Genomic DNA, 17726 nt, shown 5'->3' with positions numbered 1-17726 from the left:
CAACCTCGGCATCCAAAAAGGCTGGATCAAATAACCGCAACACGCCCGGAAAAGACACACTTTTCTTTACTTAACCCGAAAAAGAGTGAAAGATAGTGAATACTAACCCAATCAAAAACCCGCCCCCACCAGGCTAAAAGTCAGGTGAAGGCGGGTTTTAAAATCGTGCCCCCGGTGAGACTCGAACTCACACTGGACGGGTTTTGAATCCGTTGCCTCTGCCAATTGGGCTACAGGGGCGCAAAGCCGTCGATAAGCGAAAATGCTCTATCGAAGCGACTTTGACTAGTTTAGTCCATCGACCCCGAATTAGAAAAACGGCGCTGCGCATAAGCGACGACGCTGACGATTGCGGCGCCGAGAATGAACAGTCCGAGGGCGAGTCCCCAGTCGGAGCCGATGCCCTGGAGCTCGTTGTTTTCGGTCTGCCACGGCCAGAGAGCGCGCAGTGAACCGAGCATGAGGCCGGACATGGCGACCAACGTGAGCGCCTGGTGCGTACTCAGCAGCCATTCGAGGAGGCGGATGAACAGGACGATGCCAATCAGCGCGCCGACGAAGAACGTGCCGATGTAGGCGAAGTCACGGTCGTGAATTGCGCCCATGGTCGGTGCGTAGAGTCCGATGACCAGCAGGAAGAAAGAGCCCGAAACGCCCGGCAGAACCAGTGCGCACACGGCAATCGAGGCGGCGATGAGTACGAGCCAGAGAGGCGGCTGCGTCGGTGCGGCCTGGGGGAGGGAGGTCAGCGCGAACAGGGCGATGCTGAAGAACAGGAAGACTGCGATGGCCTTGCCGCGCATGCCCGGCTGACGCAGAGCGCCTGGCTGTAGCTCGTTCAGCGGCATGGTGATCGAGGCGGCGATCATGCCCATGAACAGTGCTCGGGAAGCGACTGGTTGGTTGGTGACGAAGTTCTCCATGACGCCTGCCATGGAGAAGACCATGGCAACCATGCCGATAGCCACCGGAATGAGCAGCCACCAGTCGATCCTGCGTAGGTCCTCCTTGAAGGTGCCCTTCGACATTGCCCGCGGCAGATCGGTGATGCGCTTGGCCGATTCAATCAGGCGTCCGTAGATGCCCGTGATCAGCGCAAGGGTGCCGCCGGAGACCCCCGGAATCGTCTCGGCGAGACCAATGAGGCCACCGCGAACTGCGTTGGCGATGACACCCAGCGGGGTCGGCTTCGGGATTTCAGAGTAGGGGCTCGTGGTCGGCAGCGTGGTCGACTCTGCGCCAGGAGCGCTCGTATTTTCAGTAGACATCGCAGGCCATTGTATGTCTTCCACCTGAGAAGAAGCGTATTTCCGTGTGTGTATTAGTAGCTTCGGGGTGCGATTAAAGACACAAAACAAAAAAGCAGCGCCTGGGGTGGCGCTGCTGATTCAGTGAGTTACGCAGGAGTAGTCGGTGGCAGTGGGGGGGGGGCAGTAGACGGTGGGCAGTGGAGCTGCTTTCTTAGCCGTGCTCAGTTCTTAGCCGTGTTCGATGATCTGCTGCAGGCAGCTGCCCAGGGCCTCCACCGAAATCCTCGGTGCGTTGGCCTCATCGATTAGGCCAGTATCAGAAAGAACTAGGTATCCGACGCAGAGGGAAATAGCCATTTGGCTGCGGTGCACAGCAGCATCGTGGCTAACGTCTTCCGGTCCGTCCTCTTCGACGCGGCGAATCAAGTCATCTGCAACAGCTTCATTGAACCGCTCGGCGATGACTTTTGCAGTTTCCTCGGAGTCGAGGGACCCGACAATCAGCGGAATCATGGACTGTCCGGCCATTCCTTGACCAGTCAAAATAGCGCTGGCCATCCGCTGGCCAAGTTCATTGAAGGGAGCTCGGCTGAGTGTGCCTTTGAACTGGCTGAAGTCAATCAGTTCGGCCATGAGACCTTCTTTGGAGCCGAAGTACTTGATGATGAGCGGCGCGCTAACGCCCGCATCGCTGGCAATTTCCTTCAGCGGCACGCTTCGCAAAGGCTTGCGCGCGAAGTGCCGAGCTGCAGCCGCGATGATGCGGTCGCGGGTGGACTGGGCGCTCCGTTGGAAATCGGTCGAATCGAACTCACTCATGCTGAAGAGTCTAAAGCCATGAAAGCGTAACTACGCCAATTGATTTCAGAGGCATGCGCAGGACGTGGTGATATGTTTTCGCGGCCACCTCAAAGAGGGGGTAATTTCTAGGTGCCTCATTTGGGGCAGGTTCCGTGCATGCTGTTGAACAATCGCTGGAAAATATGGAAAAACTCCAGGAAAATAAGGCGAATATTAAAGTTGGATTACAGCATTTCGGAAACTGAAACCAGGTGCCAAGCGACGCTCGAGAGGCTCACTCTTGCGAATCACTGTTCAGGTGGACTAAGGGGCTGCTGAATCCGTTTCAAAATGCAGCCTGATTACCGTAATTATTGTTCACTGAAGCTGACCGGCCAACAGCTCATCCTCCGCAGCTCGCGATTCCTCAGCGCGCATCTCAGTTTTCCTACGCTGTTCAATATTTTCCTACACTGGGATGTCATGAAGAAGACCCTCATGCTTATCGACGGTCATTCCATGGCCTTCCGCGCGTTCTTTGCCCTTCCGGTGGATAATTTCTCAACCACCGGTGGTCAGACAACGAACGCGGTGTACGGCTTCCTTTCTATGCTGTCCAATATCCTCAGCGAGGAAAAGCCCACGCACGTGGCGGTCGCCTTCGATGTCGCCCGCGAGACCTTCCGCAACGAGATCTTCCCGGAGTATAAGGCTCAGCGTGAGAAGACTCCTGAGGAATTCCGTGGTCAGGTGCCGCTTATTCAGCAGGTGCTGAAAGAGATGGGCATCGTCACGCTGGAAAAGGACAACTACGAGGCCGACGACATTATCGCGACGTTGGCTACCCAAGCCAAGCCTGAGGGCTTCGAAACGCTCATCGTCACTGGTGACCGTGACTCGTTCCAGTTGGTCAACGACACCACGACGGTGCTTTATCCAATGCGCGGCGTCACCACGCTGCATCGCTTCACGCCTGCTGCTATCGAGAAGAAGTACGGTCTGACGCCGACTCAGTACCCGGATTTCGCGGCTCTCCGCGGCGACCCCTCCGACAATCTCCCGGGCATTCCGGGGGTCGGCGAGAAGACCGCGACGAAGTGGATTGTTCAGTACGGCACGCTGGCAAACCTCATCGACCACGCTGACGAAATCCGCGGCAAAGTCGGCGATAACTTCCGCGAGCGCGTCGCAAACGTCCAGCTGAACCGCGACATCACCGAAATGGTCAAGGATCTGCCCTTGCCGTACGGTCCGAACGAGCTCGAGCTCCGTCCCGCCGACGCCCAGGGAATCATCGACTTCTTCGACCGCCTCGAATTCGGCGACAACCTTCGCGAACGCGTCTTCCGCACCCTTTCCATCGAAGGCGCGGGCGTCACCGCCTCCACCAGCGACAGTGCGACAAAGCTCGAGGCTGTTTCGCTTGACGACGGCGCCCTGGCTGCTTGGCTCGATGATCTGCACGAGCCGGCCGCGTTGCAGGTCGGGGAGCACACTCTGATGATTGGCTCCGCCGATGAGAAAGGCAAGACCTCCGGCCAGGCTGTTTCTCTCGACTTGGGCGGGCTTTCCACTGAAGATGCTGACGCACTGCGCGAGTGGCTCGCTGGCGACCATCCGAAGTTGGTGCATGACTCTAAATCGGCCATGCATGCACTCTGGAATTACGACTTCGAGCTGGCAGGGGTCATCCACGACACCTTCCTGGCTGCGTATCTGCTGCGCCCAAGCCAGCGCAGCTACAGCTTGGACAATGTCGTCCAGCGTCACCTGGGCCAGACTCTTTCGCAGGCCGATGGCCAGATGACCCTGCTCGATGGCCCGACCGAAGACGCTTCCCATGTCGCCGCCGTCATCGACCTGGCTGAGCGATTGGCTGTCGAACTCGACGAGGCCGGGCTCTACAGTGTGTACGCCGACCTGGAAGTCCCGCTCGCCCCAGTGCTGGGTCGGATGGAACGCGCCGGTATCGCTGTCGATGTTGATGCGCTCGAGGAGCTCCGCAAGCAGGCGCAGGCGGCTACCGATGAGGCGGAGAGTGAGGCTCGCAACCTCGTCGATAAGCCTGGGCTGAATCTCGGATCGCCGAAGCAGTTGCAAGAGGTTCTGTTTGACCAGCTGGGAATGCCCAAGACAAAGAAGACGAAGACGGGCTATTCCACGGCGGCGAAGGAAATTGAGGGGCTGGCGAAGGTCAACCCGCATCCGTTCCTGGATTACCTGTTGAAGTTCCGCGAGTCGCAGAAGATGAAGTCGACCGTGGAGGGGCTGATTAAGGCTGTCGCTGATGATGGCCGTATTCATACGACTTTTAATCAGGCGGTCGCGGCGACGGGGCGTCTGTCGTCGACGGAGCCGAATCTGCAGAACATCCCGGTGCGCACGGAGTTCGGGCGACGGATTCGTGAGGCGTTCGTGGTCGGCGATGGCTATGAGCAGCTGATCACCGCGGACTACTCGCAGATTGAGATGCGCGTGATGGCGCACCTATCGCAGGATCCGGGGCTGATTGAGGCCTACCGCCAGGGCGAGGACCTGCATAACTACGTCGGCTCGAAGGTCTTCGGCGTCGGCATCGATGAGGTTACGCCTGAGCTGCGTCGTCGTGTAAAGGCGATGAGCTACGGATTGGCTTATGGTCTGAGCGCTTTTGGTCTGGCTCAGCAGCTCGACATTCCGCAGCGCGAGGCGAAGAAGCTCATGGAGGACTACTTCGAGCGCTTCGGTGGTGTGCGCGATTATCTGCACAAGGTTGTTGAGCGGGCGCGCAAGGACGGCTTTACGGCCACGATGTTCGATCGTCGTCGCTACCTGCCGGAACTCAACGCCGACAACCGCATCGCTCGCGATAACGCGGAACGCGCGGCATTGAACTCGCCGATCCAGGGCTCGGCGGCAGACATTATTAAGATTGCAATGCTCCGGGTCGACGATGCTTTACGACGGGGCGGGTTGCGCTCACGTGTCCTCCTGCAGGTTCATGACGAATTGGTTGTTGAAGTTGCAGATGGGGAAGAGGGAGCCATCAAGGAGCTGTTGCATCGCGAGATGGACTCGGCAGCTGAATTGTTGGTGCCGTTGGATGTTTCGATCGGTGCTGGTGTGAATTGGGATACTGCTGCACATTAGTGGTGCGAAGGTCGGGCCGTAGTGCTGGTAGGTGGACTTGTCGCGGGCTTGCCGTGGATGTGTTGCGGACTTGAATGTCGCAGCTCAAATCGGTATTGTTCGCTAGGTATGCATTAGCGTGCCGACTTTGCAGCCTCGAGCTTCATGGACATCGGGTTAACTAATTGCCAATGGTGAGATTCGCCGAAAGCGGATTTGGCCCGGTTGTCCAGGGGTTTCTTTGAGGGGCAAGGCCGAAATTGTCCGTTTTTCGATTTCTATCCGCTTCGGAGCACATCTTATATGTCCACTTCTAACGTCCCTCAGGTTGCCATCAACGACATTGGCACCGCTGAGGATTTCCTGGCCGCTGTCGACTCGACGATGAAGTACTTCAACGATGGTGACATCGTTGAAGGCACCGTCGTTAAGGTTGACCGCGACGAGGTTCTTCTCGACATCGGCTACAAGACTGAAGGTGTCATTCCTTCCCGCGAACTGTCCATCAAGCACGATGTCGACCCTGACGAAGTGGTCGAAGTTGGCGATGAGATCGACGCGCTGGTCCTGACCAAGGAAGACAAGGAAGGCCGCCTCATCCTGTCCAAGAAGCGCGCTCAGTACGAGCGTGCTTGGGGCACCATCGAGCAGCTCAAGGAGAACGACGAGCCGGTTACCGGTACCGTCATCGAGGTCGTCAAGGGCGGCCTGATCCTCGACATCGGCCTGCGCGGCTTCCTGCCGGCTTCCCTCGTCGAGATGCGTCGTGTCCGCGACCTCCAGCCGTACATCGGCCAGGAGATCGAGGCCAAGATCATCGAGCTCGACAAGAACCGCAACAACGTCGTTCTGTCCCGCCGTGCATGGCTCGAGCAGACCCAGTCTGAGGTCCGCTCCGAGTTCCTGCACCAGCTGCAGAAGGGCCAGGTCCGCAAGGGTGTCGTTTCCTCCATCGTCAACTTCGGCGCATTCGTCGATCTCGGCGGTGTTGACGGCCTGGTTCACGTTTCCGAGCTGTCCTGGAAGCACATCGACCACCCGTCCGAGGTTGTCCAGGTTGGCGACGAGGTCACCGTCGAGGTTCTCGAGGTCGACCTGAACCGCGAGCGCGTTTCCCTGTCCCTGAAGGCTACTCAGGAAGATCCGTGGCGCGTCTTCGCCCGCACTCACGCAATCGGCCAGATTGTTCCGGGCAAGGTCACCAAGCTGGTTCCGTTCGGTGCGTTCGTCCGCGTCGAGGAGGGCATCGAGGGCCTGGTTCACATCTCCGAGCTGGCTTCCCGCCACATCGATGTTCCGGACCAGATCGTCTCCGTCGACGAGCAGGTCATGGTCAAGGTCATCGACATCGACCTCGAGCGTCGTCGTATCTCCCTGTCCCTCAAGCAGGCTGACGAGGACTTCACCGAAGAGTTCGACCCGACCAAGTACGGCATGGGTGACTCCTACGACGAGCAGGGCAACTACATCTTCCCGGAGGGCTTCGACCCGGAGACCAACGAGTGGATGGAGGGCTTCGAGACCCAGCGCGCAGAGTGGGAGGCTCGCTACGCAGAGGCAGAGCGTCACCACCAGCTGCACGCTGCCCAGATCGAGCGTCACCGCGCTGCAGCTGCCGAGGCTGCAGAGACCGCTTCGAACTACTCCTCCGAGTCCGGCGAGGCAGCCCCGGCTGCTCCGGCCGCACCGGCTGCAGACAACGCAGGCGGCACCCTGGCTTCCGACGAGCAGCTCGCTGCTCTGCGCGAGAAGCTGGCTGGCAACTAAGCTAGGCCGCTAAGGGCTTACACGTCCCTTTGAGAAGTCGCCCCGGCGAGGTTTTCCTCGCTGGGGCTTTTTCGTGCCTTCTTTGCTTTACGACGGGCACCTGCTCGGCCTTGTTCTTATAGCGGCGGCTTGGGGGCTTGCTGCATCTTTGGTCCGGATGATGGAGCTTTGGGCCATGAAGGGGGCACCGCTGTTGCCTAGGGCGGGCTTACGCTTCACCAGAAGTGGCTTGCTGCACAGTAACGGGCTGCTGGCGAAGCGCAAGCCGTCCTATTGGCCCTAAGGGCCCTAATGTCCTGGTGGCCTTGTCGATTTTGGTGGCTCTGGCTGCCCTTACTGCCGTTGACAGCCTATCTTTCTGCCCATATGATTGATGACATGACAACAAAGGACGAAGCCAAGCAGGTAGATAACGCTAACCAGGTAGAGGATTCCTCCCACTCCACCGGTGGTGTGTACTCCCAGGAGGGCAAGGACTTTAACCGCGACACCCGCTATATCAACGACCGCATTGTTAAGAACGGTCGCGAGGTAGGCGACGGAATTAAGACGTGGCCCGTTGAAGCCGGTCGCTACCGCCTTGTTGCAGCTCGCGCCTGCCCGTGGGCGCATCGCACGCTTATTGTTCGCAGGTTGCTCGGCTTGGAAGATGCAATTTCAGTCGGAATTCCAGGGCCAGTGCACGATGCCCGCTCCTGGGCATTCGACAAGGGACCAGGTGGCCGTGACGAAGTACTAGGCTACGAGCGCCTCCAGGAGGCATTCCTCAAGCGTTTCCCGGACTACCAGCGCGGCATTACTGTTCCGGCCATCGTCGAGATCGAGTCGGGCGAGGTCGTGACCAATGACTTTCCCTGGATCACCTTGGACTTCATTACCGAGTGGACCGAGTTCCACCGCGAAGGCGCCCCGGATCTTTACCCGGTGGAGATGCGCGAGGAAATGGATGAGCTTATGCAGTTCATCTACACCGAGATCAACAACGGCGTCTACCGCTGTGGTTTCGCAGGCTCGCAGGACTCCTACGACAAGGCTTACGACCGGCTGTTCGATGCCCTAGACAAGGTTTCTGAGCGCTTAGAGACCCGCCGTTACCTCATGGGCGACCACATCACTGAGGCCGACATTCGCCTTTACACGACCCTGATCCGCTTCGATGCCGTCTACCACGGCCACTTCAAGTGCAACCGGAGCAAGATTTCCGAGATGCCGGTTCTATACAACTACCTGCGTGATCTCTTCCAGACTCCGGGCTTCGGCGACACCACTGACCTCGTCGATATCAAGCGCCATTACTACGAGGTCCACCGCGACCTCAATCCTTTAGGGATTGTCCCGAAGGGGCCGGAGCTCTCTGACCTGCTCCAGCCGCACGGCCGTGAGGCCCTTGGTGGCAGCCCATTCGGTAACGGCACCGCCCCGGCCCCAGTCAACCCAGATCCCGTTGAAGAGGGTCACCGCATCGAGGATCTCGTCGTAAAGCACTAACGTGCGGGGGCGTGTCCACGTACCCTTAGAGACATGCTCAAAGTAGGACTAACCGGTGGCATGGGCAGTGGGAAATCTACGGTCGCCCGTAGGTTTGCCGAGCTCGGTGCTGTCATCATCGACGCTGATCAGATCGCTCGCGATGTCGTCGAACCCGGGGAACCGGCGCTGGCCGAACTCGCCGAAGCTTTCGGCGAGGGCATTTTGCTTGACGACGGCTCCCTCAACCGCGGCGAACTTGCGAAGCGGGCCTTCGTATCCGCGGAGAAGACGGAGCTGCTGAACTCCATCACCCATCCGCGTATTGAGCAGCGCACCGAAGAGCAGTTCAACGCGGCAGGTGACGCCATCATTGTTTTTGACTCTCCGCTGTTGATTGAAATGGGGCAGTCGGAAGCACAGGACCTCGTCGTAGTTGTGCATACCCCGGTGGAGGTCCGTCTCGACCGTCTGGTGGAAAGCCGCGGTGTAGACCGAGAGGATGCGAAGCAGCGCATCGCTAAGCAAATCAGCGATGACAAGCGCCTGCAGTTCGCCGACGTGGTTCTGGAAAACTCAGGCACCGAGGAGGACCTCGTGCGCCAGGTCGACCGGATTTGGGAGCGGATTATTCAGCCGCTGAATCAGATTCGCCAGCTGCAGGCCGGGCAGCAAGATAATCCCGCAGCCGGATGATAGCCTCCTCAATCACCTCGGCGCGCTTGCAGAAAGCGAACCGCACCAGGTAGCGGTACTTTTCTGACTCTGGGTCATCCACAAAAGCGGTGACGGGGATGGCTGCGACGCGGCATTCCTTGACCAGGCGGGTGCAGGTCTCCAGGGCGTCGCCAAGCCCCCAGCTCGAGACATCGGCGACGACAAAATACCCTGCCTGCGGCGTGAAGACGTCGGCGCCAAGGCCCTCCAACCCATCGGCGAGGAGCCGCATGTTGCCCTCGAGCTGACCCGCCAGCTCGTCCACCCATGGGGCACATTCCTGCAGGCCACGGGCGACTGCGGGCTGAAGGGGAGTGGCGCCGACATAGCTCAAGAACTGCTTGGCCTTGACGACGCCATCGAGTAGTTCGGTCGGGGCCAGCGCCCAGCCGATCTTCCATCCGGTGACGTTGAAGGTTTTTGCGGCGCTGGACACGACAATGGTTCGCTCGCGCATGCCGGGCAGAGCGCTGATGGAAGAGTGTGACAATCCGTTGAAGTACAGGCGTTCGTAGACTTCGTCGGCAAGCACGAGTAGATTGTTTGCGATGGCGACATCGGCGATGGCCTGCAAGTCCTCGTCCGTGAGGACGGTGCCGGTGGGGTTGTGCGGCGAATTGATGATGATCATGGCCGTTTTAGCGGTGACGGCATCGGCAAGCGCGCTGCGGTCGAGTGACCAGGAGCGTGCCGTGCCGGAAGCTGCGGGGATGAGCGGCACCGCGGTATATGTGCAGTTAGCCAGTGCGATGACGGCTTTGTACGAGTCGTAGTACGGCTCGATGACGATGACGTGGCTGCCGGGTTCGAGATGCCCCAAGGCGGTGGCGGCAATCGCCTCCGTGGCGCCGACCGTGACGAGGCATTCGGTGTCGGCGTCGTAGACCTGCCCCGTGCGGCGGGCGCGATCGGCGACGATAGCCTCGCGGAGCACCTTCATGCCGCGGCCGGGGCCGTACTGGTTGTTTCCTCCAGCTATCTGATGTCGCGCCTCCGCGAGCACCTCGTCCGGCCCATCCCAGTCGGGGAAGCCCTGTCCAAGATTGATTGCCTCGTGCTCAGTGGCGAGGCGGGACATGGTGGCGAAGATGGTCTCGCCGAAGGGGCGCAAGCGGGAAACGGTCATGGTTTCACTGTAGGCGGGAGTTTGCGGGCTTGTTGCGATTCCCCATCGGCGAATCGCGGCTGGCGGCCAGCAGTTGCACCGACTGCCGACCGCCACCTGGTGCGCTAGTACATGTAAATCTTCGCGTTGTTGCCGCCGGTGCACACGACAACGTCGTCTTGTGTGCTGCAGCTGAGGTCGTAGGTCTTCCCGGTCGCGGGGCTCTTGGCCTTGATGTTTGGCTGCAGGTGGTCGCGGATATTGTCCTCCGAGGCGTTAAGCCCCTCGGTCTGCTGGTTGAAAACGGCCTTCGCAAAGTCGCAGCTGGTATTCGGGCCCGCTGCGATGAGGTTGAGGCCGTACCCATCGCCGTAGATGCAGGTGGTTGCCTGTTCGCCCGCCGCCGTGAAGGTGGATCCCGGCGAGGGGTTGTTGTAGATCTCAGCGGTCATGTCCTGACGAAGCTCGCTCCCGTCGCCGTTGTCGCCGCTTTCGCTTGACGACGTCGACGTGCCACCAGTCTCCGCCGTCGTTGTGTCGCCTCCCTGGTCCGGTGCGGAACCGGTTGGGTTTGGCGTGTTGCCCGAACTCTTGTCAGACACGCCATCCTCGGTCTGAGTAACGGTAGTGGTTTCAACCGGAGCAGCAGATTCGGGCGCTGCTTCAGTTTCCTGTGTTGAGCAGGCGGTGAAAGCCAATGCGGTGGTAGCGAGGATGCCGGCCACAAGGGCTCGGTGTGAGGTTGCTTTTCGAGTGGTGGAACCTGGGCGAGTCGTAGCGGGCGTGTGGACTGGTGTGCGGCGCGAAGTGTTCATAGGCGCCAGGCTAGTTGCTGTTCGGTCAGTTTTCATTACAAAATAAATAACAATTTGGCAAGTGGATGGCTGTTTATCTCGCGATATCGGCTGTTTATCGCTGCTTATTGGCGTAGCCAACCGTTGGATTCCATTCCCAAACTTTCTGACAGGCAGGCCATCCTGGTTTATAGTCCACGCGGGGACGGCGCTTTTGCACCCATCGAATTGCCTGCTCGATTTCGTCGAGGACACTGTCGAGATTCCAATTGATGCATGAGTCTGTGAACCGCAGGACTATCCAGCCGTGCAGCGTGCCGGAGTTGGCCTTCCAGCGATCTGCGATGAACGAGTCCTCGTTAGCGTGGTACGTCTCTGAGTCGACTTCGATAGCTATTTTCCACTGGTCAAGCAGGATGTCGAAGCAGTAGGGGCCGATGTACTGGTTCATTCGGATGCGGTACCCGCGCTTGATTAGTGGACGGGCCAGCTTGCGCTCGAGTTCGCTGCATGAGCCGATTGGCGTGGTGGCGATGGTTTCACGCAGCCAGGCGGGAACTTTCCGCATCCGGCTGAGGTCGTGGTTGAGTCGCTTCTCGCCGTCCCGGCCGGCGTAGTGTGTTTCCAGGATTCTGCGTGCATAGTCTTTTGAAGCTCGTGCTGCCCAGAGTGCTTCGACAACTGGGAGGCCATTGATGCTGGTGTAGGACGGTAGGCGGCTGTGCCTAATGGAGAAGGTCTCGGCCTGAACTGATCCCGCGCCTTCTGCCTGGATAGGAAGTGTCAGGGGAAGTCTCAAGTGGATTTGAGCTGCGCTTTTACCGGTTAGCGCAATGCTTTTGTAATGCCCCGTGATTGCTCGGGCGACTGAGGCGGGAGAGTGGTCGTCAATGTAGAGGCCACGTACCAATTTAATTAGCCTGCCTTGTTGTAGGAGGGCTCTGGTCTTTTTCTCTCCGATGCCGAGTGCACGCAACTCGGCCGTGGTGAAACTTCCCATGGTCGGGACTCTAAGCTTTTTCGGCCCAGGGGATTTTCTGTGAGAGAGGCTCCACGTCCAATCTGTGGACAACTTTCAGGGTGTGGATAACCCAGGCCTCCCGCAGCCTTGCAGCCTTGCAGCCTCGCAGCCGCAGCCGCGGACCATCGATAAGACGGCTTGCGCTTCACCAGGAGTCAGTCCATGCGCACTAAGGGCCAGCTGGTGAAGCGGAACCCGCCTTTGCTGGCCTGGCAGCGACTTTATGCCAGCCTTGTCCAAATCTGTGCCGATTTTAATGTTGGTCCGGAACTCGACAGCCGCTCCTAAGCCCCTGGGCCCCAGCCCTGGACAGCCCAAAGCCCCAGGAAGTAACGTAACCAGCCGCTTTCAAGACAGCCTTCGCTACGCTGGGAACTATGGCATTTGCAGCAGAGCAACCCGTCCTCGCGCACTCGGAGTTCCGTCCCGTCGGTGAAGTCGAGCGCGCTGAGGGAAACTTCGAGGTCATCAGCGAGTTCGAGCCCTCGGGCGACCAGCCGCAGGCAATCGCGGAACTGTCGGAGCGCCTAGATAGAGGCGAGCGCGAGGTAGTCCTGATGGGTGCCACGGGCACCGGTAAGTCAGCCACCGCAGCGTGGTTGATCGAAAAGGTGCAGCGGCCAACCCTCGTCATGGCACCGAACAAGACGCTTGCGGCCCAGCTGGCCAATGAGCTCCGCAGCCTGCTGCCAAACAACGCGGTCGAGTACTTCGTTTCGTACTACGACTACTACCAACCCGAGGCCTACATCGCGCAGACCGATACCTATATTGAAAAGGATTCCTCCATCAACGAGGACGTGGAGCGCCTGCGCCACTCGGCTACTTCAGCGCTGCTGTCGCGTCGCGACGTAGTCGTCGTCAGCTCTGTTTCTTGCATCTATGGCCTGGGTACCCCGCAGTCATACCTCGACCGTTCGGTGTGGCTGAAGGAGGGCGAGGAAGTCGACCGCGACCAGTTCCTGCGCCTTTTGGTGGACATTCAGTACGCCCGCAATGACATTGCCTTTACCCGCGGCACCTTCCGAGTAAAAGGTGACGTGGTCGATATCATCCCGGCCTACGAAGAAAAGGCCGTGCGGGTGGAGTTCTTCGGCGACGAGATTGATTCGCTGTACTACCTCAATCCAGTCACAGGCGACGTCATCGACCAAGTCCCTGAGCTGCGCATCTTCCCAGCTACGCACTACGTCGCAGGCCCGGAGCGGATGGAACGGGCCGTCGCGGACATCAAGGCCGAACTCGCCGAACGCCTGGCGGATCTGGAAAACCGGGGCAAGTTGCTGGAAGCACAGCGTCTGCGCATGCGCACGGAGTACGACCTCGAAATGATTGAACAGGTCGGCTTCTGCTCCGGCATTGAGAACTACTCGCGCCACATCGATGGTCGCGCGCCGGGCTCGGCCCCCGCGACGCTCATTGACTATTTCCCGGAGGACTTCCTCACCATCATCGATGAGTCGCACGTCACCGTGCCGCAGATTGGCGGCATGTTCGAGGGCGATGCCTCCCGTAAGCGCAACCTCGTCGACTTCGGTTTCCGCCTCCCATCGGCGTTGGATAACCGCCCGCTGACGTTCGACGAATTCGATGCCCGCGTGGGCCAGGTCGTGTTCATGTCCGCAACGCCGGGTGACTATGAGCTCGAAAAGACCGGTGGCGAGTATGTGGAGCAGGTTATTCGTCCGACTGGGCTGGTGGACCCCAAGATCGTCGTTAAGCCTACTGAGGGGCAGATCGATGATTTGATCGGCGAGATCCGAAAGCGCACCGAGCGTGACGAGCGCGTTCTTGTGACCACCCTGACGAAGAAGATGGCGGAGGATCTGACCGACTACCTGCTCGAAAATGGTGTGCAGGTGCGGTACATGCACTCGGATGTTGATACGCTCAAGCGCGTTGAGTTGCTGCGGCAGTTGCGTCTCGGCGAGTACGACGTGCTGGTCGGCATTAACCTGCTGCGCGAGGGGCTGGACTTGCCCGAGGTTTCGCTGGTGGCAATCCTCGACGCCGACAAGGAGGGGTTCCTGCGTTCGGAGCGCTCGTTGATTCAGACGATTGGTCGTGCCGCGCGAAATGTCTCCGGCGAGGTGCACATGTACGCCGACAAGATCACCGATTCCATGCGGTTCGCCATCGACGAGACGGAGCGCCGCCGCGAAAAGCAGATTGCTTACAACACTGAGCATGGCATCGATCCGCAGCCGCTGCGCAAGAAGATCGCGGACATTCTGGATCAGGTCTACGACAACGCTGACACCGATTACGAAGGCAAGACCGGTGCGGCCGCTGATGCGCTGCTCTCGCGTGCCGACGGCTCGGGCGCGGCCGATGGTGCCAGCGGTAAGCAGATGCCGAGGGCTGAGCTCGAGGCGCTTATCGCGGACCTGTCGGAGCAGATGGCCGCGGCTGCGCGAGAGTTGAAGTTCGAGCTCGCGGGGCGCTTGCGCGATGAGATTTTCGACCTCAAGAAGGAACTTAAGGGGATGATTGAGGCCGGTGTCGAGTAGTTTTTTGCTACTGTTGTGGGAAGTAAAACAGTGTATTCGCGAAAGTGGCTCTGGCCAGTGGGTTCGGGGCAACGACGGCGTTACGCACGATGAACTGTTTTAATGCAACTTCCACAGTGAGGGATAGTTTTCATGAGTGATTACAAGACCATTGTTGTCGGCACGGATGGTTCTAAGTCGTCGCTGCTCGCAGTAGAGCGCGCTGCCTCGATTGCTGCTGCTTTCGATGCCACCCTGGTTATCGGCTGCGCTTACTACGAGACTGCAGAGGATGCGTCCAAGACCCTGCGCCAGGATTCAGTTCAGGTCCTCGGTGATGATCCGGCTCAGAAGAACCTGGCTGCTGCTAAGGAGGCCGCAGAGGCCGTCGGCGCTACCAAGGTTGAGACCGAGGTTCGCTCCGGCTCCCCGGTTGAGGCTCTGATGTCCCTGGTCACCGACCGCCGCGCTGACCTGCTGGTGGTCGGTAACCGCGGCATTAACTCGCTGACTGGTCGTCTGCTGGGCTCCGTGCCGGCGGATGTTGCTCGTCAGTCGGACTGTGACGTCATGATTGTTCACACTGTGAGCTAATAAAACGGTGAGCTAACAGTTTAGCTTTCGCTTTAAACCGGCACCTTTGGGTTGAGGTGCCGGTTTTCTTCTTGCGCGCGAGGTGCGGAGATAGGGGCGCGTTGGCCGAGCGGTTAGGCCCGGCCCAGCTCGGGCAGATGCTCAGGGCGCTGCTTATCGACGACCACGAGCCCCTGGGTCGCACGAGTCAGTGCAACGTACAGGTCCTGTAGTCCCTGCGGAGACTGTGCCACAATCTGGTCGGGCGCGACGACGATGACCTCGTCGAATTCCAGGCCTTTTGAGGTCGTGATGTCGTAGACCGCGCAGTTGGTGAGTTTGCTGTCACCAGCTCCACCAGCCCCGCCACCGAGAAAATCCCGCACCTCCGCGCGCGTGGCTTCGAGCAACTCGGCGGGCGCGATTACAGCGACCAGGCGGTCCGGCTGCGCAACCTGCTCCACATGCGTCAGAGCCTCCGCGACGGTGTGGGCCTGAACAGGCTTGCGGCCGGTCGCGCGGATCGACTGCGGCGCCTCCAGCTCCGGGTCAATCTCAGCCAGGACGCTGGCGGCAACCTCCATCACCTCAGCTGGGGTGCGGTAGTTGACGGTTAGCTCGTGGAGATGCCACCTCGATCCGATGATGGGTTCCAGCACATCGTCCCAGGTCGCGGCACCTGCGGGGGAGCCCGTCTGAGCCACATCACCGACGAGAGTCATCCAGCCGTTGGGGCTGCGGCGGCGCAGCATTCGCCAGGCCATCGCGGAGAGTTCCTGAGCCTCGTCGACGATGACATGGCCGTAGGCCCACAGACGATCCGCCGCCGCCCGCTCGGCGGTGGATCGCAGGTCGCGCTCACGGTGGCGTTCGGCCAGTGCCTCGGCATCGATGACGTCATACGCTGACAAGATCTCGGCCTCGAAGCCGTCGTCAAGATCCTGGGACGCAGAACTGGACAGGGTATCCAACGCGCCCTGCGCTTCCTCGACGCGGGCCTGCCAATCCTCTTCATCGGCCTCCGATTCACCAACCGGGCCGAGGAGTTCCGCCAGCTCGTCGAGAAGCGGGGCGTCGGAAGGCATCCAGTCGGTGCCTTCCGGCCGGTAGAGAGCCTCGCGCGTCAGCTCGTCGTAATCGGTGGCGGCGTAGTCGATGGCCTCGCGAGAGCTCAGCAGCTCCGACAGCACCCGCTCGGGCGTAAGCGCAGGCCACAGCTCGTCGAGGATGTCGGCGACTGCTCCCGATTCGTCAATTTCGTCACGTAAGTCGGCAACGTCGGTCACGGACAGCAGGTTCTCGCCGCCCAGCGGGTCGGCGCCGATGACCTCGGCCATCTGCGCGGCCAGGAGCTCCACCACGTGATCGCGGAAAATCGGCCGGGCCAGATTGTGGGGTTTCCGAGTCCGCCGCGCACGCGTGCGTGCAGTTTTCACCATGTCAGGTGTGATCGTCAGGGTGATGTTGTCGTTCCGGACTTCAAGAGGTTCCGCGGGGAGCTCCTGGTAGGCCCGCACGGCTTCGCGCAGGATAGTGAGCATCTCAATCGAGCCCTTAACTTCCTGCGCAACCAGGGGTTCGGGGTTGTGTCCGTCGATAAGCGCGTTGGAACCGCGCACGCCGGGGTAGAGATCGGCAATGGTGGTCAGTACCACGCCCGTTTCGCCGAGGCTCGGCAGCACGCGCGAGATGTAGTCGAGGAAGGTTGTGTTCGGGCCGATGATGAGGACACCGGTTTTCGCCAGTTGATCGCGGTAGGTATAGAGAAGCCATGCGACGCGATGCAGCGCCACTGCCGTCTTGCCTGTGCCGGGACCGCCCTGGACGACCAGGGTGCCGCGGGTGGAGTCGCGGATGATGAGGTCCTGCTCGCGCTGAATGGTCTCCACAATGCCGCGCATATGGCCGGTGCGCGCTTGATTCATGACCTCCCGCAGGACCGATTCGCCACCGACGCCCGCTTCAACTTCGGTCTCGTGTGCGCTGTCGGCTTCCTCGCCGGAGAGCCATTCGTCGTCAATGCTGCGGACCTTCCGGCCGTGAGTGCGCAGGTGTCGGCGCAGACTGACTCCCTCGGGATGCGCGGTCGTGGCCAGGTAAAACGGGCGCGCACCGTCGGCACGCCAATCCATGATGACCGTGCGGTAGTCGTCGTTTTCATCGGACAGGCCGATTCGCCCGATGTATCGCTTATCGACGGTCGCCCCCGGCCCTTCCTCTGCCAAAGGATTGTCGGGGTCTGTGTCATCGATATCGATTCGACCAAAGACCAGGCCAATCTCGGCTGAGCGGTAGCGGTCCAGATTAGCCTGTAGTCGGTGGTATTCCACCTCGCGTTCAACGCGGGCTTGCGGGTCTGGGTCGTCGATGAGCATGACCTGGCGCAGGTACTCTTGGTCGCGCTCGCGTGCCCGGTCGAGGAAGCTGAACGCACGATCGACGTAGGCCTGTTCGGCAGCGAGGGTACTCTCTTCTTCTCGCTGTGGTGCTGAACTTGCCTGGTCCGGCAGACCTGCCTGGCCAGTGCGGCCAATGCGGCCTGTCTGGTCCTGCCCGGGCTCGGATGCGCGCGACGCCAACCTGGTCTCCTCAACGAATCGCAAAATTAGTGCTAACTGATGTGCTGAATGAATATAAAAATATGAAAACGCTCCC

At 60.0% G+C, this 17726-nt stretch carries 12 protein-coding genes and 1 tRNA gene; 6 read left to right on the top strand and 7 right to left on the bottom strand.

Annotated features, from left to right (window positions below; genetic code table 11):
* Positions 1-166: 166 nt before the first annotated feature.
* The 3 genes from QP977_RS10595 to QP977_RS10585 form a co-directional block, all read right to left on the bottom strand.
* Positions 167-240, bottom strand: a tRNA-Leu gene (locus QP977_RS10595).
* A 50-nt stretch (positions 241-290) separates the two neighbouring features.
* Complete coding sequence (locus QP977_RS10590) at positions 291-1268, bottom strand: DUF368 domain-containing protein (protein ID WP_101738854.1); 978 nt, start codon at positions 1266-1268, stop codon at positions 291-293.
* A 210-nt stretch (positions 1269-1478) separates the two neighbouring features.
* Complete coding sequence (locus tag QP977_RS10585; protein ID WP_070652661.1) at positions 1479-2069, bottom strand: TetR/AcrR family transcriptional regulator; 591 nt, start codon at positions 2067-2069, stop codon at positions 1479-1481.
* Positions 2070-2528: 459 nt separating this feature from the next.
* Here QP977_RS10585 and polA point away from each other — a divergent pair, with 459 nt between their 5' ends.
* The 4 genes from polA (at position 2529) to coaE (ending at position 9068) form a co-directional block, all read left to right on the top strand.
* Entirely contained in the window at positions 2529-5159 is a 2631-nt protein-coding gene (polA, locus tag QP977_RS10580) for a DNA polymerase I (protein ID WP_187406572.1), read from the top strand.
* Between the two features lie 282 nt (positions 5160-5441).
* On the top strand, positions 5442-6905 hold the full coding sequence (gene rpsA, locus QP977_RS10575) for a 30S ribosomal protein S1 (protein WP_005510285.1): 1464 nt from the start codon (positions 5442-5444) through the stop codon (positions 6903-6905).
* A 378-nt stretch (positions 6906-7283) separates the two neighbouring features.
* A complete protein-coding gene (locus QP977_RS10570; protein ID WP_436628357.1) occupies positions 7284-8393 on the top strand; it encodes a glutathione S-transferase family protein in 1110 nt (369 codons plus the stop codon).
* Between the two features lie 33 nt (positions 8394-8426).
* Entirely contained in the window at positions 8427-9068 is a 642-nt protein-coding gene (gene coaE / locus QP977_RS10565; RefSeq protein ID WP_069359775.1) for a dephospho-CoA kinase, read from the top strand.
* Here coaE and QP977_RS10560 read toward each other — a convergent pair.
* The 3 genes from QP977_RS10560 to QP977_RS10550 all read right to left on the bottom strand — a co-directional run bounded on the left by QP977_RS10560 (position 9001) and on the right by QP977_RS10550 (position 11988).
* Entirely contained in the window at positions 9001-10215 is a 1215-nt protein-coding gene (locus tag QP977_RS10560; protein ID WP_284847293.1) for an aminotransferase class I/II-fold pyridoxal phosphate-dependent enzyme, read from the bottom strand. The two genes, coaE and QP977_RS10560, sit on opposite strands and share 68 nt — an antisense overlap.
* Before the next feature lie 104 nt (positions 10216-10319).
* A complete protein-coding gene (locus QP977_RS10555) occupies positions 10320-11009 on the bottom strand; it encodes a hypothetical protein (RefSeq protein ID WP_242458675.1) in 690 nt (229 codons plus the stop codon).
* Positions 11010-11103: 94 nt separating this feature from the next.
* Positions 11104-11988, bottom strand: a complete 885-nt coding sequence (locus QP977_RS10550) for a DUF559 domain-containing protein (RefSeq protein ID WP_049193954.1) — start codon at positions 11986-11988, stop codon at positions 11104-11106.
* 398 nt (positions 11989-12386) lie between these two features.
* Between QP977_RS10550 and uvrB the strand changes: the two genes are divergently transcribed.
* Positions 12387-14519: an excinuclease ABC subunit UvrB gene (gene uvrB / locus QP977_RS10545; RefSeq protein WP_016422912.1), complete on the top strand. Its 2133-nt coding sequence runs from the start codon at positions 12387-12389 to the stop codon at positions 14517-14519.
* Positions 14520-14651: 132 nt separating this feature from the next.
* Positions 14652-15092: a universal stress protein gene (locus QP977_RS10540; protein ID WP_005511992.1), complete on the top strand. Its 441-nt coding sequence runs from the start codon at positions 14652-14654 to the stop codon at positions 15090-15092.
* Positions 15093-15205: 113 nt separating this feature from the next.
* Here QP977_RS10540 and QP977_RS10535 read toward each other — a convergent pair whose 3' ends face one another.
* On the bottom strand, positions 15206-17650 hold the full coding sequence (locus tag QP977_RS10535) for a HelD family protein (RefSeq protein WP_284847292.1): 2445 nt from the start codon (positions 17648-17650) through the stop codon (positions 15206-15208).
* Positions 17651-17726: the final 76 nt, after the last annotated feature.

The organism is Corynebacterium sp. MSK012 (assembly GCF_030232435.1).
GTDB classification, from domain to species: domain Bacteria; phylum Actinomycetota; class Actinomycetes; order Mycobacteriales; family Mycobacteriaceae; genus Corynebacterium; species Corynebacterium jeikeium_D.
This window is presented reverse-complemented; position numbering and strand designations above follow the sequence as displayed.